A 21944-nucleotide genomic window follows, 5' to 3' on the forward strand; every position below is an offset into this window, starting at 1 on the left:
AACGGTTAGTTCAAATGCACAAGCACGCGCTCCTGCCACAGCTGCGGAAGGCTCTTCGCGGTTTCTTCCCACACTTTGTAATCGCCAACCGGCTTCACATTGGCGTATTCCTCTTGAGGCAGAAGTTTCGCGGCCACATCCTCCGGCAGCTTCACGCTGTCACGGATCGGACGGGCGTAACCTTTTGCCAGGTTGATCTGCCCTTCGTCACTGAGAATATACTCACGCGTCAGCTTGGCCGCATTGGGATGCGGCGCCCATTTGTTGATGACGGTCGCATAGCCGCTGACGACACTGCCTTCCTGCGGAATTGCTACGTCAAACCCATTCTTGTCGATCTGGTCCTTATAGTTCAGCGCGTTGAAATCCCACAGCAGCGTGACTTCCACTTCGCCCTTCTCGATGTTCGCAAGCGAAGCCTCGGCGTTCGAAAGCCGGCCTTTTTTGGCCAAATCCTCAAAAAAAGCAATCCCCGGCTCAATGTTCGACTCATCCCCGCCAAAGGCAATCGCTGCGGCCAGGATAGCCATCTGGGACTGGGCCGCTTTGGTCACATCGCCCACGATGATTTTATAGCTGCCGTTCTTGAGGTCCTCCCAGCTTTTGGGCGGATCTGCGACCAGCTTAGTATTGGTCAGGAACGCGATACTGCCTTGATAGCCAACGACCCAGTGGCCGTCCTTATCTTTGGCCCAAGCGGGAATTTCGTCCCAGTAGGAGGTTTTATAGGGCAGGGTTACGCCTTTATCTACTGCAACCGGACCGAAGGCGATGCCCACATCGCCGATATCGGCTGTCGGCTTATCCTTTTCCGCTTCGAACTTGGCGATTTCCTCCGCGCTCGACATATCAGTATCGGTATGTGTAATTTCATACTTGCTGGTAATATCATTCCAGGTATCCTTCCAGTTGGCCCAGGAATCCGGCATGCCTACACTGACCACAGCGCCTTCTTTGGTAGCTTCCGCTTCGATTTCGCTTAAGTTCAGCTCCTTGGCCGGGGCATTGCCGTTCCCTTCATCAGCTTTGGCTTCGGAGTCGGCACAAGCGGTAAGCAACAGGACGAGCAAGGACAACAGCAGACCCATGGACAAGAATTGCGTGAATCTCTTTTTCATGATTTCCCCATCACTCCTATTTCTGATTTGCGGGCTTCATCTCTGATCCAAGCTGGTTCGCTGCCCAACTGAAGTATATGGGGCCACTGTTCGCCAGGCATTAAGTGCGATAGTAACATTTGTAAAATACCCCCACAAAGTGGAGCCTTTATATGGAAGCTGGTTCAGATATGTAAAAAAACAACCGCCCGGACGCCGGGCAGTTGCTGTGCATCTTTATATTGAGCTTACCTGTCCAGGTTACATGCGCAGCTCCCTCATGAACCAGTCCAGGATTTCAGGAAAAACTTCATCCAGATAATTCATCGTGCAGTGCTCCGCATCCTCCATATATTTCAGCGTTGTTTCCCCTTTGGCCCAGCTCACCATTTTATCCGCATGCCTTTTGGGTGAAGGCATCACCTCATCACGGCCCGCATGAAAAAAGAGCAGCGGCGAGCGCAGGGCCGGAGCGTCTTCAATATCATAATTGAACTGCGGGAGCGCCTCTTCCAGCGTTTCACAGCCCGTTATATAAGTAACTCCCCTCTGCCAGATCGGATTGAGCTGCTTCAGCCCCCGGATGCCGCCGATATAGACCAAACCGCTGTTGCCTGCCGTACATTTTACCCGGGAATCGCGGGCTGCGGCCTCAGGCGCCAGATATCCACCCAGGCTGAAGCCGACGAGTCCGATTCTTCCGAGGTCGATCCCGCACGGCGGCTGCTGTTCGAACCAGTCGATGACTGCCGACACCGCCGTATGGTAATCCCGGGCATCGAATTTCAGCGAACTCCACATCTCCCCCTGGCCCGGTCCGTCAAACGTAAAAAAGTTAAAGCCCTGCCGGTTAAACACCGAGCCGAAATGATGCCCTTCCGCTTCCTTGATGTTATCCATGCCATTCACGAAAATAATCAGGGGTCTGCCTTCCGTATCCGCTTTTCGCAAATAGCCCGGGATGGAGACTCCGCGATACGGAATATCCACCCGGACAGGCTTCTCCGTTTCGTTATACAACGAGAGCGCCCGGGTATAGCTTTCCCTTGCTTTTTCCTGTGTGGCTTCTTTCTGCCGGCTGTCGATAAAAAAGATATGCTGACCCGCATGGTAGCAGGCCACCGCTTCATGGAACAAGGCTCTGGCTTTACCCTGGCTGCCTTGCGCGAGCGCCCTTTCTGCTGTGCGGTACACCTCATCTCCCTCCGCTGTCCAAACCTCACACCACTTACGCCAATCACCGATCCTCGCCACTACTCTTCTGAGTCTTCCATAATCCGTCCCAAACAATAGAAACCGGCCATACCAGCGCTGATACACTCTCTTTTCATTAAAAATAAACCGGAATGCAAATCTTTCCTTCACCGTCAGTTCCGTCATGATCGACCAATCCTTTCGCAGGTTGTAGTTATATATATAATAGCTATAACAACCATTTGGACAAAAAAAATTTATTGCGCGTTCCGGCAGATTTTCTCCAAGGTATGAATGAACTGTGCCATTTCCTCATCCGGAATGTCTTGCTTAAATTGTTCATTTAACTGCTGCACATGGGGGATAAGATCAGCGAACATTTCTTGTCCCGCTGCCGTCAGATAAATCTGAAAACTCCGGCGGTCCTTGCCGTGCGCTTCGCGGGCCACATATCCCTTCTTGGCAAGCACATCCAGGATACGCGTAACATTCGTCTTGTCTTTGAAGGTTCTGGCGGCAATCTCGCTCTGAATGATTCCAGGCTCCGCATACAGCACATTCAGCACTGTCCATTGCTCGAAGGTCAGATCGTAGCCCTTTTCCATAAAAATGGCCAACATCCTGCGCTTAACCAGCACCTCGCCCTTAATAATCTGGAATCCAATCAGTTCTGTATAATCAAATCCGTTAGGCATATCCTCACCCGTCCTCAACAAGTTGCTACAGCTATAGTAGCTGTAACAACCTTTATTTGTCAAGGACCTTTGCTGCAGATGGCAGGATTATTACCCGCTTTATCTTCTCCGCGCCGCCACACTCACCACGCCGTAGCGATAGAGTGCCTTCCGGCCAAACCAGCCGAACAGCCGGTCTGTCGCAAAACCCATGAACCCCAGGCAGAACAGCCCGACAAAAATCCAGTCTGTGCGGAAGAACAGCCGTGAATTCCAGATCAGATAGCCTACGCCTTCGTTCGAGGCAATCATTTCCGCGCCGATAATGGCCATATAGGAAGTACCCATTGCCAGCCGCACACCCGTGAAGATATAAGGAATCGTAGCTGGAACAATCACATGCAGCAGAATCTGCCACTCATTTGCCCCCATGCTTCGGGCCGAACGGATCTTATCCTCCTCCACCGACATTACACCCGTTAAAGTGTTCAGTACGACGATAAAGAAGGTCGCATACATAATCAGCGCGATCTTCGACTGCTCCCCGATGCCGAACCAGACCAGGAACAGCGTAATGAAGGCAATCGGCGGAATGAAGCGAATGAAATTCAGAAACGGCTCGGCAAAAATGCGGATGGCGTTCACCTTTCCGATAATCAGCCCCGCCGGAACAGCCAGCAGGCTGCCTAGCACCCAGCCGACAAACACGCGGTAAAAGCTGATGCCGATATACTGTATCAAAGTGCCGTCTTCAATCAGCTCCCGTCCTCCCTTTAGCGTGGCCCACGGCCCGGGAATGACATCTGGGCCATACAATAGAGCGCCAAGCTGCCAGATGCAGAATGCGGCAAGCCACAGCAGGGAGACGGATACCCATTTTTTCTCTACCCATTTCATTAATGGTCACACCCCGTTCCTATTCTTCAAAATGACTCTGAATTTGGTTGTACAACGCATAAAATTCCGGTGAAGCCACATCCCGCGGGAAGGGCAGCGCATTGTCGTAGATATCGGTGATATTGGAGGATGGGCCAACGGACATGATGCCAATGCGCCCGCCCAGCAGCAGCGCTTCCTGAATATCATGAGTCACAAAAATAACGGTCTTATGCGTCTCGCGCCAAATATGGACCAGTTCCTTCTGCATCGTCCGCCGGGTCATCGCATCAAGTGCGCCGAAAGGCTCATCCATCAGCAAAATAGCCGGATCATTCGCCAGTACCCGGGCCAGCTGCACCCGCTGCTTCATGCCGCCGGACAGCTCCTTCGGGAACTTGTCCTCATGCCCGTTCAGCCCGACCAGCCCGATATAGCGGTCCGAGATGGCCCGGCGCTCCGCTCTTGGCGTCTTCTTCATCCGCAGTCCGAATTCCACATTCTCACGCACGGTAAGCCAGGGGAACAGGGAAGAGTCCGCCTGCTGAAAAACAACCGCCCGGTCCCTGCCGGGCTTATCCACCTCCACGTTGTCGACCCTCAGGTTGCCGCCGGATTTGGAGACAAACCCGGCGATCATATTCAGCAATGTCGATTTCCCGCAGCCGCTCGGGCCGAGCAGCACGAAGAACTCGCCGCCTCTGATCACCAGATTTACATCCTTGATAATGTAATGAACATCCCCGGCCGCAGGCTCGCTGTAGCTTTTGCGGAGCTGCTCGATATGAATGGCATTCTGCTTGGCAGGTAAAGACATGGGGCACCTCCTGAAGTTTGGGTTATTTCGTGTACGTCACTTTATCCGTCAGCGCTTTCCTGAGCGGCTCCAGCTTCAGCTTGCTGTCGAGGTCAAAATCCTGTTCGATAATACCTGTATCGACCATGTACTTCTTCTGTCCGGCGAGGCTGTCATACGCAGCCTGCGTGAATCCGACCTTCCAGGGGTTGACCGGCAGGTCCTTCAGCGTGGCTTCCTTGGGCTGCTTCAATTCTTTGAACATCAGGTCGGCCACTTCTCCGGGATGCTCCTGGGCATAGACCGAAGCTTCGTCCACCGCTGCGAGGAATTGCCCGATCCCATCGGGGTTGGCTTGCACGAATGCATTCCCGGCCACTATCCCCATCCCCAGCCGAACCGGGGTCTTGGACATGTCGGTCAGTTCATGCACACCTTCCAGCGCAGCCAGCTTATCGGTCAGCGCCGAGCCGCTGAACCAGGCGGCATCCACATCGCCCTGTTTGAGTGCAATGAAGGCTTCGTCGAAAGCCCCCTGTCCCGTCAAGGTGACATCGCTCAGCGCGATGCCCTCTGCCTTGAGGTATTCATCCCACAGGTACGGCAGAAAAGTGCCCCGCATGAAACTTAAGTTCTTGCCTTTCAAATCAGCCGCCGATTGGATCTCATCCTTCACATACAGCTTCCACACGGCTGCTGCCTGATCTGTGGCCTGGCCAGCGGAAGCAATAATGGAATAATCGCCTTTGGCTACGGCGTTCAGCACCGGAAAGTCCGCGCCAAAGGCAACATCGACCTGCTTGATGAAGAGCGCATTCACGCCCTCTGCCGGAGTACCGAAGTTGACAATTTCCGCATCGATGCCGTGCTTGGCGAAAATGCCTTGATCCAGCGCGACCCGGAAGGTCGGATTGGTATTGATGTCGGCAATTTTGATCTTCAGAGTCTTTGGCTTGCTGCTGTCCGCCCCAGAGGAAGCCGCTGCGTCCCCTTTGGAGCCGCAGCCCGAGAGAACCAGAACCAGAGATATGGATAAGAGCAGAATGGCTGAGCCGTACCATGACTTTTTCAATACTATGCACCTCTTCGTTATGGATTTCCTAATTGCTCTAACTGGTTCTCCGGCCGCCGCCCTCATCGGCAGTAGCCACACAAGCGGCCCCTTCCATAAAAGGCAGGGTTGTCGCTACACTTACTACAGAATCCGACCCCTTCGGCGCAGCGCCCGGCACTCTGAAGGTGGATACATCGATCAGCTCAATGGCATTTTCCTGCGGCTTCGCCAGCTGCGGCACCCAGGTGTACGGTACGCGGTAGGAACGGTAAACCATGTTCGTATTTCTGCGGTCAGTGTAAGGGGAAATATACTCCCAGACCAGCTCATGCTCTGCTGTCACCTCGAACAGGCGGCCGTTTGAGCCCTCGGTAATCAGCGTGTTGCCGTTCGGAAGCCGCTGGGCCGAGCTGATATACGGACTGTAGAACTTATAGGAATCAGTCGGAACAGAGAACCCCGCTTCTGCCGAGGTATACTGCCACTCGATCTCCAGTGTCACCGGATTGATCTCCAATACCCGCGAGTGGTCGCGCAGCGCATTTTTTTGTCCAAAAGGCGAAGAGGGATTAGGCAGGCCATAGCCGCCCCAGCCGCCGTTGTCGAACACCAGCAGATTGCCTTCCCCCGGCAGTCCCTTCGGAATGATGTGGGCATGATGCTGGCCGATAATCCAGTCGATATGCTTTACTTCCGGCAATGAATAGTCCGGTCCCAGCCGCCAGACGATAGCCCCGGTACGCTTGTCGGTAATGGCTATAATGTTCGCCTCACGTGCATCCCAAATAATGTTGTCCGGATGGAAACGTTCATCTCCCTGATCATAAAATTTGTTCGGCCCCACATACGAAGCCGAGTTGATATGCAGCCAGTCGCCTACGCCGCCGCCCAGATCACCGAAGGAGCGGGTGTTGGGATCACGGAACAGGACATTGCGCGCGGCCTCATCAAATCCCAGCTCATCAAAATGGTCACTGGCCGCCCATTCCCAGACAATTTTGCCTTCCCAGTCCACTTCGATGATTGTGTCATCCAGCAGCTGCTTGTCGGAAATCTGGTGGTTGTGCAGATTCTTATGAGCCAGTATCAGCGTTTTACCGCTGTTAGCTGAAGGTTCAAGGCCAGGAGCATAGTATCCGACCGGATTCCCTTCCCGCTGGTAGTCATGATGCTGGCGGGCGTACCACAGCGGCTCATACCCCGGGTCCGCGATATGCTCATAGCTGTTGTATTTCCAGACCACATTACCGTCCCAATCGACCTGAACCAGATCGACATTATCCTGAATGCCGAATTTCGGATCTCTTCTGCCCGTACTGCCCAGCACGTAGCCTCCGGGGAGGATTTTGGCCGGAAAGCCGATCAGCCCCTGCCACAAATGCACCTCCTTACCGCTCATATCGATCAGCACAACCCCTTCGTCCCCCGCCTGGAAAACTGTGTAGCCACTCCATGCCTTGGCAGGATTATATACTGTCGCTCCTGTCGGATATACCGTTGAATGTCCCATGATCATCTCTCCTTAAAGTTTTGTAGTGCATAGTGTATACACCCTTGAACTGCTTCGTACAAAACCCGCTTCAGAAGCATACACTTAAGTTTTGTCAGCACACGAATCCTTAATTTCGCTTCGTGCAAAACTTGCTCTGAAGGCAAGGCATTGGCTTAAGTTTTCTAAGCCGATGCTCCCGTTTTCAGTAGCTGAGATAATTTTTCTTCGCGGCTGTCCGCGGCTTCTGTTCAGGGGCCTGCGGGACAGGAATCTCCGCATTCTGCTGTGCCAGCTTAAGCAGGGTCTCCGAGAATCCCTCCAGATTGCTGATGATCCGTTCATAGAAACGGCTCTGCTGCTCAAGCTCTTCTTCCGTGAACCCCTCGAACAGAAGCGTAATACATCGTTCCCCAATGCTGCCGTTTCGCCCCACCATCTCCCGCCCTTTCTCCGTAATGCCCATCAGCACCGTCCGCCGGTCATCCTCCTTGCGTCTGCGCACCGTATAACCGCCTGCCTCCAGCTTGTCGCTCAGCGCCGTGATCGCACCCGATGTGAAATCCAGCTGCTCCGCAAGATCGCCGAGCCGCTGCTCGCCGTCACGGATGATCTTTTGCAGAATCAGCATGCCCGGCAAAGCAATCCCTTCCACGCTCACGCGGTCGCGTTCCTTCACAAATCTGCGCACCATTTTGCGGAACAGGTAGTCGGCCTCCTGTAGCCGCTGCCACTGCTTATCATCCATGCTCTTCCCCTGCTTTCCACTCATAGACCAACTATAAAAGGCCCCCGAAATATTCCCTGATGCGGGAAGATACTCGGGAGCCTTTGGCGGTCCAATCAGCTCGGTTATTATTTTCAAAGGTTTTATTTCACTGTTCATTTAATTAGCAGTGAAGGATTGCTGCTATCATATACCCCTTTATTCATACCTGTCAAGTGAGGATTTTTTTGAAAAAGGGAAACCACCAGGAATAATTCTAAGTTAATACTTCAAAACTCGGGCATTTATACCTAAACGCTCCGTGAAGTTGATCCAACCGGAAACTGGTATATTCGAGTAGGAGAAATGAATGTATTTTGAATTGTATATATATATATTTATTAAATCCACTTGTGGTATAGTAAAGATACAAAAGACGTACACTGCAAAGAGAGCCGTGCGCTAACACGACTCTCCGGTGCAATAGCCGCTTTTAAGGGCGGCGGCTTTAAACAGGCATTACCCACAGAAATAGGTCGCTATCCTGTACAGAGGGCGGCCTATTTCTTTTTGAGGTAATTACGGTGTCAATCGGTATGAATAGGTGCCTGTATATCACATTATCGCCATCTCTCACTTCAATCAACTTGAACATATAAGATCCGGTGACTTTGACACATCAAGACAGCCTTACAACATACGTAATAAACTGATACACATTATCCTTCAGGACTGAAACGGAGGCCAGCAGCTTCTTGCCCGAGGGACTCCAGCGGAGCTGGTCAGCCACCTCAATGTCATTCAGCACAGGCGTCTGCTCCCCGGTCTCCACTTCAGTGATGAACAGGCCGTCCTGGTCCTCGGCAGCACTTGCGGCAGTCGTTGCATAAGCCAGCTTGCTGCCGTCCGGCGACCAGCTGGTCCCGAAGATCTGCTGGCCCGCAGCCAGCCGGGACTGTTCACTGCCTTCGCTGTCGCAGAGCAGCAGCACCATTTCTCCGGGCTTCACCCGTTCGACAATCGCCAGCCTGCTGCCATCCGGTGACGGAATAACCCACAGCACACTCTTTTTTAGCACCTTGGTCTGCTTGGTCTCCGTGTTATAAGCACTCAGCTGGCCGTCCTCCCCTGTGACATACAGAATCCGGCTGCCGGTCTGAACCACCTCATGGACATAAGGGACCCCGGTCTTCACCACCGTTTCCTGTTTCCCGTTCACGTCCGCTTTTATGATAGTCCCTTCCATATCCGGGTAAATCACATGCTCATTGTCCGCCCAGCTCCCTTCCTCGCTTCTGAACTCCGCATCGCCTGCCTTCACGGATGCTCCCGTGGCCAGATTCATAATAAAGCCGAGGCCGGTAGCGTCATAGAGCTCTTTGTAAAAGAGCTGCTTCTTGTCCGGAGACAGCTGTGCCGCGCCGTAATTTTTCTCACCCTCCTGCAGCGGCGTTTCGGTGCCCGAAGAGAGCGTACGGAGGTATAGATTATGCGGATAACGCTCCTGCCCTTCCACTGTCTGCGGGGAGAGATTGCGGTTTTCTTTATCCACCACGATCGTATCCTCACCGGCAAAATCCGTCCCGCGAACGCCTTCAATCTTGTCGATGCCCTCCAGCTTCAGCTTCGTGTAGACCGATTCGCCGGTGTTGTCTATGACCGTGATTTTCTGGCCGGATTTCTCGACCGTCTGGCGTGATTCGGAATTCTCCGGACTGCAAGCAGCCACGGACAGCAGGACAGCACTGCACAGCAGAATCACGCCTGCTTTTCTAAGCCTGACCCTTTTTTTCAAATTCATAGATGGTTCCTCCCAGGTTGTGTTGCCCCCAGCATACCGGATGCTTATTTCCAAAGTGCTCACCGGATGTTTCCAAGTTGTAAACTTAACCACTTCAGGACATTACGGGAAAAGACAGCTGAAACGCCGTCCCCTCACCGTCCGGCTCCAGCAGTTCAATGGTTCCGTTCTGCTTCTCCACCAGATTGCGGACGAGGGACAGCCCCAGCCCCGTACCGCCCGATTGTCTGGAACGGTCGCGGTTGACTGTGTAGAAGGGCTCGAAGATCTTGTCCCTGGATTCCGCCGGAATGCCAATGCCGGAATCTCTGACTGTGATCCAGACCCGGTGATCCCTGACCCCGCTGTGAAGAAGCACCGTCCCTTGCGGGACATTATATTTGATCGCATTATCCAGCAGGTTGATGAAGATATGCATGAAGCTTTCCTTATCGGCCCAGATCTGCGCAGGCTCGGCATCCAGTGTAATCGTCAGACCGTACCGCTCCGCCTTGCCCTTCATACGGCTGCAGATATCCTGCAGTACGTCCGCTACCTCCAGCAGCTCAGCCTGGGACTCAAAATCATATTTCTCCAGCGCCGTCAGCTGCAGCACCTTCTCCACCATTTCATAGAGCCGCTGGGTCTCCTTGGCAATGCTGAGTTTAGCGTCCGACAACAGCTTGGGGTCATCATCGTACATATTTAGAAGGTCGACATAAGCCTTGATCGAAGTCAGCGGCGTCTTAAATTCATGGCTGATATTCCCGATGTACTGCTTCTGCTGCTGCTCCAGCGCCTGCAGCTTCTGCACGGCGAGCTGCAGCTTGCGCTGCTCCTCATCCTTCGCGGCAATGCTGCTGTCAATCTCCCGGCTCATAAAGTAGATGCCGTCGGCCAGCTCCCCCAGCTCATCCTTCCGCTTCACTGGCGGGGCAGAGATATACTCGGCGCGGCGGATCGATTCCGCCGCCTTCTTCAGCCGCCCGATCGCTGCGGCGGCCTTGTTGAAATACAGGTAGCCGCCAATAAAGCTCAGGACCAGGACAGCGGCGCCTGTGGTCAGGAAGAGATTCAGCAGCGTCCGCTGGAAGCTCTGGGCATCCTGCAGCGGATACTCCAGCTGCACTACCCCCATCTGGTGCTCCGGCCCTTGCAGCGGCGCCAGATAGAGCAGGGTATCGCCTGAGCTCTGGTAGGCGATTTTGTTCTGCAGCGCATAGGCCAGCGCGTCAGCAGGCTTCCGCCCCGCCGCCGGCCCTTCCCTCTGCAGCGATGTCCCTACCTGCTGTCCCTTGGTGTCGTACAGCGTCACCTGCAGTCCGGTGAATCCGGCCAGCTCTGCGGCCAGCGCTTTTCCCCGCTGCTGCATGAAGGCCTGCGGCGTAAGGCGGGTGCCGGTATAATACGTCTGCTTAACCCGCAGATTTACCGTTTTGACATGCTGGGCAAGTAGGTTCTCAGTCTGCGCCTGCTGATTCCGCCCGACTCCGCGCAGCACAAAATAGCTCAGGATGCTGATCGACAAAATCAGCAGCACCGCCAGGAACAGGCTAAATTTCAGCTTGATGCTGATCCTCATGCGAAGCTCCCTGCCGGAACGGCCTTATAACCGACTCCATAGACGGTCTGGAGAATATTCTGGTAGGGCTCGCCCAGCTTTTTGCGCAGCCGCTGGATGTGGATGTCCACGGTGCGCGTACCGCCCGCATAGTCCATCTCCCAGACCTGCTCCAGAAGCTCTTCGCGCATATAGACGCGCTGCGGATGGGAGAGCAGCAGGAGCAGCAGATCGAACTCCTTCGGTGTCAGCTCCAGCTGCTGCTCCCCAAGCTGAACGGACCGCCGGTCCGCGTAAATCCGCAGCGCACCATATTCGATCAGCTCGCTTTTGACCTCGGCCATATTCTTGTCCAGCCTGCGCATCAGCGCCTTCACCCGGGCCAGCAGCTCGCGGATCTCGAACGGCTTGGTCATATAATCGTCTGCGCCCAGCTCCAGGCCGACGATTTTATCAACGATATCATTTTTGACGGTAAGCAGTATAATTCCGATGTCATCGCGGTCCTCCAGCTTGCGGCACACATCATAGCCATTCAGCTTCGGCATCATCACATCCAGCACCATCACGTTCGGATGAAAAATCTGCGCTTTGGCAAGCGCCTCCTCGCCGTCCCCGGCGGTATCCACCACATAGCCTTCACGCCTCAGCGCATAGGCAATCGCATTTACAATCCCCGGCTCGTCATCAACTACCAGCACTTTTTTGGTCATTGGAGGTTCACCTCTTCCGCTTGCGGTTATTAATTCATGGCCCAGAGAATCACCGGTGAACTCATGCTCCCCAGGCTGATCTATGTTACCGGGAGCCTTCTACCTTGCTTGTTCTTGATAAAAAATCATACAGGAAAGCCGCACACTTCCAGACGTGCCTAGCGCTGAAAAGTTCCTGTCGGCTAGAAATAGTTGAGCCCTCTTCGTGATTAGAGACGTAGTACCGGGGGAGGGATTCATTCTTTAGGTTATCTTAAAGAAGAGTTAAGCTTAACCTCAGCTTTGCCGGTTAGAATGAATTTAAGCCTAAAACTCCTAACTGCCGTAACTAATGACCCTGACCGATATAATAAAATCTGAAAAGAGGATGAATGATGAATATTAAACGAGTGATGATTGTCGGGACCATGATTGTGGCCATCTCCTTTGGAGGAACCGCCTGGGGCAAGCCCGCCCTAAATGCGAGCCCGGTCGCCAAATGGTCTGCCACCAGTGTAGCCGATAAAGATGATTTATTAAAGGCGCTGAATCAGTCCTCCGATGAGGAGCTGTATGACGCGCTGTATGACGGCAAGTCTCTAATGGATATCGCTGAAGAGAGCGGCGGGAATATTGTAAGCGTCATTGATTTGCAGGTGAGCCAGCTCACAGAGCAGTTGGATCAGCGCCTCGCGAGCGGCAGCATCACCCGCCAGCAATATGCCGCGCAAAAAGCCGAATTGAAGGAGATCGTAACCCAAAGTGTAATGACCTCTTTCGGCTGACAGAGGGTACATACACTCTACACATGACGAGCTATTCTGTCTCTATAGGGTCTGGAAAAACAGGCTGTCCTCTCGCAGAAAATCTGCTTAGGGGACAGCCTGTTTGCTGCCAGCGGCGGGCGGCCCATGGGAGGCAGGGCCTGGAGGAGGGCCGTGAAATAACGGCATTTCTGCCGTTGTTTCATGCCCTGCCGCTTGCGGCGGCTCCAGCAACGGCATTTCTGCCGTTGTTTCATGCCCTGCCGCCTGCGGCGGCTCCAGCAACGGCATTTCTGCCGTTGTTTCACACCCTGCCGCTTGCGGCAGGCAGTGTCAAGAAGTTTGTGTAAGGAGGGTGTGTCTTCTTCGCCCTTCGTTTGCTGCTTAGGTGGAAAAAGTATCACTAATTTGCTTAAGCAGCAAGCAACCCGGCAGGCTAAGTGGAAAAAGGGACACTAATCCAGTCCGTTTCGCTCCGGATAAGGGAATATTGCTGAATTAAGTTCCCTTTTTTCCACCTAACCCTCGCGATTGTTGATTTCTGAGGAATTTAAGTTCCCTTTTTCCACTTGGCTTACCTTCTCATTTGGCCCAGTAGCCCGGTTCTCCGGAATCAGAGATACTTTATCCCTTGCGACAGCGCCATCCTTTTCCAGCAGGCTACGTCTTGAACGTCTGTTTCACTGAGTCGCTGCCCTCAGCGGCTCTCAGCTCTGCCTCGGCGTACGCGCCGTAATTTTGCTGAAAATGCCGCACATCCCCGAACGGTGTCCCAATCAAGTGTCTGATCACATCGATGCATCCGCCAAGCAGGCGGCCCTGCATATGCACATTCGCCCCGGATACGGATCTCCAGCGGGTCGGCTCCGTCAAATGAAATACACAAGGCGAGGGTTCCGCAAAGTTCCATTCCTTTTGATACAACGAAGATGAATGCTGAAGAATGGATTCGCCCACCTGCAAAGCGAGCACTTCTGACCACATCGCTGTGGCCTCATCCGTAAGCTCCCCTCTGAGATCAATCAGATTCGTCCCATGTGCGGTGGCAAACCCATGAACTCCATGCGGCTAACCGCAAGCTTAAGCAATTCATGCGTTTCCGTTGGCACCCCGGATGAAGGGCATGTTGTCCCCATCACAGCTCCTGCTTGTAAAGACGGATATCTGATCATTGAATCCTCCCATTCTCTTTTTACTGCCACGGTTATTCTTTTATCCCAACGAACTAAAAAAAGCGGCATTCAAACCAGAATCAGTCGGAATGCCCCTTTTAATAGTGTACTAAATTTGCTATGTCTTGGTACGGCCTACACTTCCGGCTTCTCCCGGGTAATATCCAGGATATCAAGGAAAAAGACGAAAATGGGAATACCGAGGATCAACCCCCATACGCCGATATAATGCTCGGAGAACAGCAGCACGATAAAGGTGTAGAACATGGGCAGGTTCATTTTGGAGGACATCAGCTTCGGATTCAGGAAGTAGCCTTCCATGAAATGCAGCACGGCAATCAGTCCCAGCACATAGAGCGTCATCGCCAGTCCGCCGATATTGTACGCGATAATACATAGAGGAATCAGTGAGATCACAAATCCTACTACCGGAATCAGGCTGAGCAAGAAGATCATAATTGACAGCGCGAACAGATACGGGAACGGCTCAAAAAACAAGCCAAGTATCCATAAGCCAATTACAGTAAACATGGTGTTGAACAAGGCAATGAGAATCTGTGCTTCAATAACCTTGCCGAAAGAAGAGATGAATTTCTTGCCGAAGTACTCCAGTTCCACATAGAACCAGGAAATCTTGCTGTCTCTCAGACGGGACGTGAAGCTCACAATACGGTTTTTCTCCAAAATGAAGACAAAGCTCAGAATGGTTGCTAAAACGAAGGTGGTCCCCCAGTTGCTGATTTTGAGCACATACCCAATGCCATGGGTCACATAGGACTCATAGTTCAAATCCTTCAGCTGATTGAATATGTATTGAGTAATTTCGTTCTGCGGGAGATCGTCAGGGGTCAGGGTGGTCAGAAAATCAGTTAACTGCTTAATCTGCGTATATACTTTGGGCAGATATTTGACGAGCGCCAGCACGATCATCGTAATTAGAGCAAGGTATAAAACAACAATAATAACCTTGCTGTTCACCTTGACGTATTTGCTGATCCGCTTGGACAGCAGCACCTGAAAGCTGTTCATCACATAAGCAATCAGAAACGTCAGCAGCACCAGATTGAGCATATCACGGATACTGTACAGCAGCAGTGCAATCAGCGCCAGAATCAAAAAGCGCCGGACTGTTAAATTGGCATAATAACGCTTAAACACATCCATTATTCCTCTGTTCCTCTCTATTCGCTTGCGATTAGGACTTTATATACAGTCTACAGTACCGAAATCACTTATAGCAACTGAATGCCCTGTCAAATCTGCGAAAATACAAACTTTATGTCGACTTACTGAATGCCTGGCCTTTGTATGCTATAATGTGTGAAAAAAATGGAGGCATCCAGTATGGGTAAAATTATCTGTATCACCGGCGCTTCATCCGGCATCGGCCTGTCCTCGGCCCTGAAATTCGCCAAGGAAGGCTGGACCGTCTATGCCGGAACCCGCAACCTGGAGCGTGATCAGGAGCGCTACCGCGAAGTGGAGCATCTAAAATTCGTAGAGCTGGAAGTCACGAAACCTGAGAGCATTCAGCGGGTCATCGATCAGATTGAGCAGGAGCAGGGCACGCTCGATGTGCTGTTCTGCAACGCCGGATTCGGCTACCTCAGAGCGCTCGGTCAAGCACCGGTAGAGGATATTCACCGCGTGTTCGACACCAACGTCTATGGAGTCATGCATACGATCCGGGCGGGGCTTCCGCTGCTGCGCAAGACCGGCTACGGGCATATCGTAGCCACCTCCAGCGTAGGCGGACTGGTGGGCCAGCCCATGAATGAGATCTACTGTGCGAGCAAGTTCGCACTGGAAGGCCTCCTTGAGAGTATGGCTACCTATTACAAGCCACAGTTCAATATTGACATCTCCCTGCTTGAGCCAGGCGCGATCGCGACGGAATTCAACAACACCGTGCTTGGGCATGTATCCGAAACCGGAGGGGTGCTCGATGACGAATACAAACCGGTAATTGAGGCATATACCCAGGCATTCCTCGAGCGTAATGTGGAGCCTCAGTCGGCAGATTCTGTAGCCGAAGTCATGTGGAACCTGGTGCATATGGAGCCCAAGCCGCTCCGCATCCGCACTTCGGAACATGCGGAGAACTTCGTCTCCCGCAAAGTAAGCACAGACCCTACCGGTCTGGAGGGGGTACTTAGCACCCGCAAAATCCAGTTGAATATGTAAGGGCGCTTCCAACGCAGGGGAATCAGGCCATGAATGCCGGTAGCGGTGGCAGACGAAGCACGACAGGAAGCCCGGTACCGGGGCTGCGTCTAACGCTAGCCCGGGGCCGCACATACTGTTCGGGCTGGGCCATGGGCACAGACTTTATGAGGAAGTCACCACAACGATCCCCGGTAATAGTGCCCTGATCCACTGCAGAGATGTCTTCGGCAAGACCGGCAGTTTCATCCGGTCCCATAGAGCTCCTGCTCCATCAGTTCCTGGTTGCTGCGGTGGAATTTGCGCATATTGCGGGGAAAGGCACAGCCTGTAATGAGCTGATCCGCCGCAGACTGATCGCCGGCAGCGACAGCCGCCCGCAGTCTGCGGATGTACCCCAATCCCGCTGCCCTGCGGCACTCGATCTCAAGCAAACTCTCCGCTGCCTCCCCATGTCCGGGGATGAGCAGCGGGACAGGATGCCGGGCTATAATCTGCCCCACCTTGTCAAGCGTAGCTTCATAGGCGGTACTGCTGTCATAAATATAAGGAAACTCCACATCCGACAAATAATCTCCGGCAATGACCACTCCGGGTGAATCCACCACCGTAAACAAACCGTCATTGGTATGACCCGGCGCCATATAACCCGTAAGCCGCAGTTCCCCGAATACCATCTCCTGACCATCCTGCTCCATGATATGATCCACAGCGGGATAGGCAATGGCATAAGGCCTTCTCAGGTAGTAATCATCGTCAAAGATGCGGATCTCCTCCAGAATCGTTTCCCGCACTTCCAGGCTTTTGTCTGCAAAACCTCTGCTTGCAATAATCTCAGCCTCCGGAAAGGCCCCATATCCGATAATATGATCAAAGTCAGAGTGAGTGAACAGCAACAGCAGACGTTTTCCGCCAAGGATGCCGCTGACATATTGACGGATCTCCTCTACCTCGCGCGGCAACCAGCAAGGATCAACGACCAGCACATGTCCGGCGCTCTCAATAACCAGTGAATTCGTCTCGTAAAGCTCACTCTGGAACAAGGTAATTTCACCGCGCTTCCACTTCAGCACTTGATTTTCTCCCCTCCTAATCATAAACTGCGCCCGACTGATAACCTATCGTGGAAAAAGGAAACCTATTTCGGGTGATCCCCACCTGACAAGAGCAATAGTGGGAAAAAGGAAACCTAATTTGCTTCAAATAACCCTTATCCGCTGAAATCGCTTGAAATAGGTGGAAAAATCATACGCGCACAGCTCCATTTAGCTCTGCCTAATTTCACCTGATTATTCACTCTTTAGGTCTCTGACTTTATCTTCCCATATAGCTCTTATTTACTTCTAACAGTTCTTGCCGCTTTTCTGTTTCTTATCATACGTCTATTGTACGGCGTGCGTTTCAGACGGCCACAGATTTACACAGCCAGCTTACGGCTAACAACAGAACCAATATACGGTTAATAACAGAGCCAGCATACAGCCACAATAAAGTCAATATACAGCCAACGGCAAAACCTATTGCCCAAGACTACAACAGATAAACCGCCAACGGTAAAATAGTATCCGGAAAAATTCACACTTCCCTGCACAAAAACTGCCCCGCTGGCGCAAAGCCGGCGGGGCAGTTAATCTTCACGTTGAATTTATCTCTGGATAGGTTCGATCCGGTAAACTCCGGTACCATCTGTGCCCGAAGGACCGCCTGTAATCCGCCAGCCGAAAGAGAGCACGGATTCCAGTCTGTCATGCTCAGGCTCAGTCAATGTCACTTCCGCTGCTTCCTTGCCTTCCTCCAGCTCCAGGTCGGCCTCTTTACCGAGGGCAACGAAAATCCAGCTGCGGATGCCGCGAATCGTATTGTATTTGATCTGGTAGCCTTGCGTTACCGCCTGCCGGAACACTTCCGGCTGCTCCCCTGCAAGATGGGTCAGCTGGGCATAATCAAAATGGTATTCGCTCTCATCTACCGGCAGCTCACCTGCCTCTACTCTGCGCAGCAGTTCCTCATCGGACCAGCCGAGGGAACGGAGTGATTCTACCAGCAGCGCATCCCACTGCGACAGCTTTACCTTGTCTAGCGTCTCTGTCATTTCAAAACCTCCCATTTTACCTTGTCTATGGCCCCTGCCATCTCATAACCTCCCATTATGGTTGTGCATGGGTGCGGCTATGCTCAGTCAACAGCCACATAATGGCCGGGGCTTACTTCCCTCAGCACTGCCTGGGCATCCGCACCGCTCGCTCGGGAATAACCTTCCAGCCTGATTCTCTGGCTGCCCTTGCGCGGGTCAGTCTCCAGTATAGAGGACAGCAGTGCCCTGGTGTAGGGATGCAGCGGATTGTCATACAATTCATCGCTGTCTGCCACCTCAACCAGTCGTCCAGCATACATGACGCCGATGCGGTCCGAAATATGCCGGACCATCGACAGGTCATGGGCAATGAACAGGTAGGTCAGGCCAAACTCCGACTGCAGATCCTCCAGCATATTGACAACCTGTGCCTGAACGGACACGTCCAGTGCCGAAATCGGCTCGTCGCAGACGACAAATTCCGGCCGGACCGATAACGCCCGCGCAATGGAGATGCGCTGACGCTGCCCGCCGCTGAACTCATGGGGAAAACGGTACAGATGCTCTCTCTTCAGTCCTACCCGTTCCAAAAGCGCCGCCGCCGCTTCCTTGCGCTCTTCCCCCTGGTAGATGCCGTGGATTTTCATCGGCTCGCTGATCAGCTCCAGCACATTCAGACTCGGATTCAGCGAAGAATACGGGTCCTGAAAGATCGATTGAATGCGGCGGCGGAAAGGCTTCAGCCCCTTCTCCCCCAGCTTGCCGAGCGGCTGTCCATCGAAGAACACTTCTCCGCCAGTATAGTCGTACAGCCGGAGCAGGCAGCGCCCGACCGTAGACTTCCCGCTGCCGGATTCGCCCACCAGCCCGAAGGTTTCCCCTTGGCGGATCTGGAAGCTTACGCCATCGACTGCTTTTACTACAGCAGTATCGCGTCCGCGCAGATCCTTGCCTTTGGAGAAGTGCTTCTGGAGGTTATTCACATCCACCAATACTTTGCTCTCACTCACCGGAAGTCCTCCCCTCGGCATATGCCGCCGCCTGATTCTGCGTACCCTCGGCCAGCCAGCACATGGAGCGGTGGCCTGCAGCGTGCTCTACGACAGGCGGGCGTTCGCTGCAGCGGCCAAAAGCATGGGGGCAGCGCTCCATGAACGGACAGCCGGGCGGCGGGTCGAGCAGATCGGGCGGTGTGCCTTCAATCGGAATCAGCCGCTCGCGCGAGCCTCCGCCGCGCTTCGGAATGGAGCGCAGCAGGCCTTGGGTATACGGATGCTGAGGCCGGTAGAAGATATCCTCCACCGTGCCTTCCTCCATAATCAGCCCGCCGTACATGACAATCACGCGGGTGCAGACCTGCGCCACCACTCCGAGATCATGCGTAATCAGCGCAATCGCCGTTTCGGAATTTTCTTTGAGCTCCTTGAACAGGTCCAGAATCTGTGCCTGTATCGTGGCATCCAGCGCCGTTGTCGGCTCATCGGCAATGAGCAGCTCCGGCTGGCAGGACAGCGCCATGGCGATCATTACCCGCTGCCGCATCCCGCCGCTGAATTCATGCGGATACTGCTTAAGCCGCTGCTCCGGCTGCTGGATGCCTACCTGGCGCAGCAGTTTGGCCGCTTCGGCAAACGCCGCTTCTTTATTCAGTCCACGGTGCCTGCGGATGACCTCCGTCAATTGCTGGCCGATTTTTTTCACCGGATTCAGGGAGGTCATCGGGTCTTGAAAAACCATCGCAATCCGGTTGCCGCGCAGACTCCGCCACTCTTTCTCGGACAGTCCGGTCAGACTCCCGCCGCGAAACCTGATATTCCCGGCCGTTATGCGGCCCGGAGGGGTAATCAGCGACATGACCGCTTTGGCTGTGACGCTTTTGCCGCTGCCGGATTCCCCGACAATACCTACCGTTTCACCGGCATCTATATGAAAGCTGACCCCCCGGACGGCCTGGTTCTCCCCATCCCGGGTCGCGAACGAAACCTGTAAATTCTCTACAGACAGCAGCCGCTTCGTCATGATGTCTTCACACTCCCTATCTCCGTGTCAGCTTCGGTTCAAAGCCGACACGCAAAATATCACCCAGCACATTAAAACTCAGTACAGTCAGCAGGATCAAAAGACCCGGAAACAGCGCGAGATAAGGCGCCTGGGCAATATAGCCCTGGGCGCTGTTCAGCATGCTGCCCCAGGTCGCATTCGGCGGCTGCACCCCGAAGCCGAGAAAGCTCAGCGACGATTCCATCATAATCGCCGAAGCGATATTGTTGGTCGCGCCTACGATAATGACCGGCACCAGGCCGGGAAGAATATGCCGCCAGATAATGCCGGAGGCACTTTGGCCTGAAGCTTTGGCGTACAGCACATATTCGCGTTCCTTGATCGTCATAGTCTCGGCCCGGACGACCCGGGCTACGTTCATCCACATTAAGAGGGCAATAATAATAATAATGTTGCCGACGCTTGGCTTCAAATAGACGCTGAGCAGCAGAAGAATCAGAAAGGACGGGATCGACAGGACCACATCCAGCATCCGCATCAGCAGATTATCCAGCCAGCCGCCAAAGTAGCCGCTGATTACACCAATGGTGACCCCAATGCCGGTTGCCACGATCATTGAAGCGAAGCCGACCAAGAGGGAGATACGCCCGCCATAGAGCGCCCGCGCCAGATAATCGCGGCCATAGTCGTCCGTCCCGAACCAGTGGCCGGCACCGGGCGGCGTGAGCCGGGCCATGGCGTCCATCGCATTGGGATCATAGCCGGACAGAAAGGCAAACACTGCTCCAAGCGTGAAGACCGTCAGAATCAGCACAGCGGCGACACCCAGACCGTTGGCAAACAGCTCGTCTTTTACATTTTTCCATTTACTGCGGTTCATGAGGTCACCCCTTAAGTTTGATTCGTGGGTCCACGAAGCTGTAGAGTATATCCGCCGCCATATTGCCAAAGATCAGCATCAGCGAAGAGAACAGTGTAATCCCCATAATCACCGGGTAATCCATTCCCTTGACCGCCGTCATGCCCAGCGAGCCGATGCCCGGCCAGGAAAAAACCGTCTCCGTCACGATAGCGCCCGCCACCAGATCGCCCATGGACATCCCGAGCAGCGTAATGACCGGGAGCAGCACATGCTTCATGACATGCCGGAACAGGATCGTCGACTTTTTGGAGCCGAAGGCATACTGAATCTGCACATACTCCTCCTTCAGCTGCCCAATCGTACTGGAACGGATATAGCGCACATACCCGGCGAGGAACCCAAAAGCCAGCACCGAGCAGGGCAAAATCCCATGCTTCAGCACATCCGCTGCGGATTCCACACCAATCGTGCGCATTCCCATGCTGGGAAGCAGGTGCAGCTTGATGGCGAACAGATATATCAGCAGAATCGCCAGCCAGAATAAAGGAATGGAGATGCCGACATAGGAAATAAAATTAATCAGCTTGTCGGCCCAGCGGTTGCGGTTCGCACCGGCAATCAGGCCGAGCGGAACCGCCAGCATTACAGCCAGCGCAATTGCGCTGCCCATCAGACCGGCTGTTGCCGGCAGACGCTCCAGAATTTGCCCGAGCACAGGCTGGTGATTAACCAGGGAATACCCGAAGTTCCCTTTAGCCATTTCTTTCAGCCAGATAAAATATTGAATATAGGCCGGTTTGTCCAGTCCCAGGTTATGACGGATACGCTCAATGTCATCCGCATGCATATTCGGTGTAACAAAAGACAGCACCGGATCTCCCGGCGCCAGCTTGATCATGGTAAAGCACACTACCGACACAAAAAACAGCATCGGCAGTGTTTGCAGCAATCTTCGGACGATGAGTTGTCTCATACGCAGCTTCTCCCGC

At 53.5% G+C, this 21944-nt stretch carries 21 protein-coding genes and 1 pseudogene; 3 read left to right on the forward strand and 19 right to left on the reverse strand.

All coding sequences use genetic code 11. The features are described from left to right. Positions 1-5: 5 nt before the first annotated feature. The 11 genes from BLQ82_RS05920 to BLQ82_RS05970 all read right to left on the reverse strand — a co-directional run bounded on the left by BLQ82_RS05920 (position 6) and on the right by BLQ82_RS05970 (position 11940). Positions 6-1118: an ABC transporter substrate-binding protein gene (locus tag BLQ82_RS05920; protein ID WP_062524942.1), complete on the reverse strand. Its 1113-nt coding sequence runs from the start codon at positions 1116-1118 to the stop codon at positions 6-8. Positions 1119-1358: 240 nt separating this feature from the next. After that, positions 1359-2477: an alpha/beta hydrolase family protein gene (locus BLQ82_RS05925; protein ID WP_062524940.1), complete on the reverse strand. Its 1119-nt coding sequence runs from the start codon at positions 2475-2477 to the stop codon at positions 1359-1361. A 71-nt stretch (positions 2478-2548) separates the two neighbouring features. Then, positions 2549-2986: a MarR family winged helix-turn-helix transcriptional regulator gene (locus tag BLQ82_RS05930; protein WP_062524938.1), complete on the reverse strand. Its 438-nt coding sequence runs from the start codon at positions 2984-2986 to the stop codon at positions 2549-2551. A 99-nt stretch (positions 2987-3085) separates the two neighbouring features. Further along, positions 3086-3862, reverse strand: a complete 777-nt coding sequence (locus BLQ82_RS05935) for an ABC transporter permease (protein WP_062524935.1) — start codon at positions 3860-3862, stop codon at positions 3086-3088. Positions 3863-3881: 19 nt separating this feature from the next. Beyond that, entirely contained in the window at positions 3882-4658 is a 777-nt protein-coding gene (locus BLQ82_RS05940) for an ABC transporter ATP-binding protein (RefSeq protein WP_062524933.1), read from the reverse strand. A 22-nt stretch (positions 4659-4680) separates the two neighbouring features. Continuing rightward, entirely contained in the window at positions 4681-5709 is a 1029-nt protein-coding gene (locus BLQ82_RS05945; RefSeq protein WP_062524931.1) for an ABC transporter substrate-binding protein, read from the reverse strand. Between the two features lie 37 nt (positions 5710-5746). After that, positions 5747-7201 carry an aryl-sulfate sulfotransferase gene (locus BLQ82_RS05950; RefSeq protein ID WP_062524929.1) on the reverse strand — a complete coding sequence of 485 codons (1455 nt, stop codon included), beginning with the start codon at positions 7199-7201 and terminating at the stop codon, positions 5747-5749. A gap of 184 nt (positions 7202-7385) precedes the next feature. Beyond that, positions 7386-7928, reverse strand: a complete 543-nt coding sequence (locus BLQ82_RS05955; protein WP_062524927.1) for a MarR family winged helix-turn-helix transcriptional regulator — start codon at positions 7926-7928, stop codon at positions 7386-7388. Positions 7929-8565: 637 nt separating this feature from the next. Next, on the reverse strand, positions 8566-9687 hold the full coding sequence (locus BLQ82_RS05960) for a TolB family protein (RefSeq protein WP_062524925.1): 1122 nt from the start codon (positions 9685-9687) through the stop codon (positions 8566-8568). A 94-nt stretch (positions 9688-9781) separates the two neighbouring features. Further along, the gene (locus BLQ82_RS05965; protein ID WP_062524923.1) at positions 9782-11248 is read right to left on the reverse strand and encodes a sensor histidine kinase; all 1467 of its coding nucleotides are present in this window, start codon (positions 11246-11248) and stop codon (positions 9782-9784) included. Further along, positions 11245-11940, reverse strand: a complete 696-nt coding sequence (locus BLQ82_RS05970; RefSeq protein WP_062524921.1) for a response regulator transcription factor — start codon at positions 11938-11940, stop codon at positions 11245-11247. Before BLQ82_RS05970 ends, BLQ82_RS05965 begins: the two co-directional genes overlap by 4 nt. Positions 11941-12314: 374 nt before the next feature. On the opposite strand from BLQ82_RS05970, the gene BLQ82_RS05975 reads away from it, so the two are divergent. Both BLQ82_RS05975 and BLQ82_RS31270 read left to right on the forward strand, forming a co-directional pair. Further along, a complete protein-coding gene (locus tag BLQ82_RS05975) occupies positions 12315-12704 on the forward strand; it encodes an SHOCT domain-containing protein (protein ID WP_062524920.1) in 390 nt (129 codons plus the stop codon). Between the two features lie 23 nt (positions 12705-12727). Next, entirely contained in the window at positions 12728-13033 is a 306-nt protein-coding gene (locus tag BLQ82_RS31270) for a hypothetical protein (protein ID WP_143013352.1), read from the forward strand. A gap of 382 nt (positions 13034-13415) precedes the next feature. Here the strand turns inward: BLQ82_RS31270 and BLQ82_RS32550 are convergent. Together BLQ82_RS32550 and BLQ82_RS05985 are read right to left on the reverse strand one after the other, a co-directional pair. Further along, positions 13416-13855: pseudogene (locus BLQ82_RS32550) on the reverse strand (hypothetical protein); the annotation flags it as partial. A 135-nt stretch (positions 13856-13990) separates the two neighbouring features. Continuing rightward, a complete protein-coding gene (locus BLQ82_RS05985) occupies positions 13991-15019 on the reverse strand; it encodes an AI-2E family transporter (RefSeq protein ID WP_062524914.1) in 1029 nt (342 codons plus the stop codon). 180 nt (positions 15020-15199) lie between these two features. On the opposite strand from BLQ82_RS05985, the gene BLQ82_RS05990 reads away from it, so the two are divergent. Next, the gene (locus BLQ82_RS05990) at positions 15200-16039 is read left to right on the forward strand and encodes an SDR family oxidoreductase (protein ID WP_062524912.1); all 840 of its coding nucleotides are present in this window, start codon (positions 15200-15202) and stop codon (positions 16037-16039) included. A 224-nt stretch (positions 16040-16263) separates the two neighbouring features. On the opposite strand, the gene BLQ82_RS06000 is transcribed toward BLQ82_RS05990, so the two are convergent. The 6 genes from BLQ82_RS06000 to BLQ82_RS06025 all read right to left on the reverse strand — a co-directional run bounded on the left by BLQ82_RS06000 (position 16264) and on the right by BLQ82_RS06025 (position 21928). Further along, positions 16264-17091 (reverse strand): MBL fold metallo-hydrolase, encoded by an 828-nt coding sequence (locus BLQ82_RS06000; RefSeq protein WP_062524909.1) that lies wholly within the window; start codon positions 17089-17091, stop codon positions 16264-16266. A 572-nt stretch (positions 17092-17663) separates the two neighbouring features. Next, positions 17664-18110 carry a hypothetical protein gene (locus BLQ82_RS06005; protein WP_062524907.1) on the reverse strand — a complete coding sequence of 149 codons (447 nt, stop codon included), beginning with the start codon at positions 18108-18110 and terminating at the stop codon, positions 17664-17666. A gap of 83 nt (positions 18111-18193) precedes the next feature. Beyond that, positions 18194-19123: an ABC transporter ATP-binding protein gene (locus tag BLQ82_RS06010; RefSeq protein ID WP_062524905.1), complete on the reverse strand. Its 930-nt coding sequence runs from the start codon at positions 19121-19123 to the stop codon at positions 18194-18196. Next, positions 19095-20111 carry an ABC transporter ATP-binding protein gene (locus BLQ82_RS06015; RefSeq protein ID WP_062524903.1) on the reverse strand — a complete coding sequence of 339 codons (1017 nt, stop codon included), beginning with the start codon at positions 20109-20111 and terminating at the stop codon, positions 19095-19097. Before BLQ82_RS06015 ends, BLQ82_RS06010 begins: the two co-directional genes overlap by 29 nt. 16 nt (positions 20112-20127) lie before the next feature. Continuing rightward, positions 20128-20973 carry an ABC transporter permease gene (locus BLQ82_RS06020; protein ID WP_062524901.1) on the reverse strand — a complete coding sequence of 282 codons (846 nt, stop codon included), beginning with the start codon at positions 20971-20973 and terminating at the stop codon, positions 20128-20130. 4 nt (positions 20974-20977) lie between these two features. Next, a complete protein-coding gene (locus tag BLQ82_RS06025; RefSeq protein WP_062524899.1) occupies positions 20978-21928 on the reverse strand; it encodes an ABC transporter permease in 951 nt (316 codons plus the stop codon). Between the last annotated feature and the right edge of the window lie 16 nt (positions 21929-21944).

Origin of the sequence: Paenibacillus jilunlii (assembly GCF_900102965.1) — a bacterium.
Lineage (GTDB): Bacteria > Bacillota > Bacilli > Paenibacillales > Paenibacillaceae > Paenibacillus_AQ > Paenibacillus_AQ jilunlii.

Bases quoted from the DNA above. Each gene is read 5' to 3' on its own strand.
- BLQ82_RS05920 (WP_062524942.1), bottom strand. From the start codon at position 1,118: ATGAAAAAGAGATTCACGCAATTCTTGTCCATGGGTCTGCTGTTGTCC.
- BLQ82_RS05925 (WP_062524940.1), bottom strand. From the start codon at position 2,477: ATGACGGAACTGACGGTGAAGGAAAGATTTGCATTCCGGTTTATTTTT.
- BLQ82_RS05930 (WP_062524938.1), bottom strand. From the start codon at position 2,986: ATGCCTAACGGATTTGATTATACAGAACTGATTGGATTCCAGATTATT.
- BLQ82_RS05935 (WP_062524935.1), bottom strand. From the start codon at position 3,862: ATGAAATGGGTAGAGAAAAAATGGGTATCCGTCTCCCTGCTGTGGCTT.
- BLQ82_RS05940 (WP_062524933.1), bottom strand. From the start codon at position 4,658: ATGTCTTTACCTGCCAAGCAGAATGCCATTCATATCGAGCAGCTCCGC.
- BLQ82_RS05950 (WP_062524929.1), bottom strand. From the start codon at position 7,201: ATGGGACATTCAACGGTATATCCGACAGGAGCGACAGTATATAATCCT.
- BLQ82_RS05955 (WP_062524927.1), bottom strand. From the start codon at position 7,928: ATGGATGATAAGCAGTGGCAGCGGCTACAGGAGGCCGACTACCTGTTC.
- BLQ82_RS05960 (WP_062524925.1), bottom strand. From the start codon at position 9,687: ATGAATTTGAAAAAAAGGGTCAGGCTTAGAAAAGCAGGCGTGATTCTG.
- BLQ82_RS05965 (WP_062524923.1), bottom strand. From the start codon at position 11,248: ATGAGGATCAGCATCAAGCTGAAATTTAGCCTGTTCCTGGCGGTGCTG.
- BLQ82_RS05970 (WP_062524921.1), bottom strand. From the start codon at position 11,940: ATGACCAAAAAAGTGCTGGTAGTTGATGACGAGCCGGGGATTGTAAAT.
- BLQ82_RS05975 (WP_062524920.1), top strand. From the start codon at position 12,315: ATGAATATTAAACGAGTGATGATTGTCGGGACCATGATTGTGGCCATC.
- BLQ82_RS31270 (WP_143013352.1), top strand. From the start codon at position 12,728: ATGACGAGCTATTCTGTCTCTATAGGGTCTGGAAAAACAGGCTGTCCT.
- BLQ82_RS05985 (WP_062524914.1), bottom strand. From the start codon at position 15,019: ATGGATGTGTTTAAGCGTTATTATGCCAATTTAACAGTCCGGCGCTTT.
- BLQ82_RS05990 (WP_062524912.1), top strand. From the start codon at position 15,200: ATGGGTAAAATTATCTGTATCACCGGCGCTTCATCCGGCATCGGCCTG.
- BLQ82_RS06005 (WP_062524907.1), bottom strand. From the start codon at position 18,110: ATGACAGAGACGCTAGACAAGGTAAAGCTGTCGCAGTGGGATGCGCTG.
- BLQ82_RS06010 (WP_062524905.1), bottom strand. From the start codon at position 19,123: ATGCCGAGGGGAGGACTTCCGGTGAGTGAGAGCAAAGTATTGGTGGAT.
- BLQ82_RS06015 (WP_062524903.1), bottom strand. From the start codon at position 20,111: ATGACGAAGCGGCTGCTGTCTGTAGAGAATTTACAGGTTTCGTTCGCG.
- BLQ82_RS06020 (WP_062524901.1), bottom strand. From the start codon at position 20,973: ATGAACCGCAGTAAATGGAAAAATGTAAAAGACGAGCTGTTTGCCAAC.
- BLQ82_RS06025 (WP_062524899.1), bottom strand. From the start codon at position 21,928: ATGAGACAACTCATCGTCCGAAGATTGCTGCAAACACTGCCGATGCTG.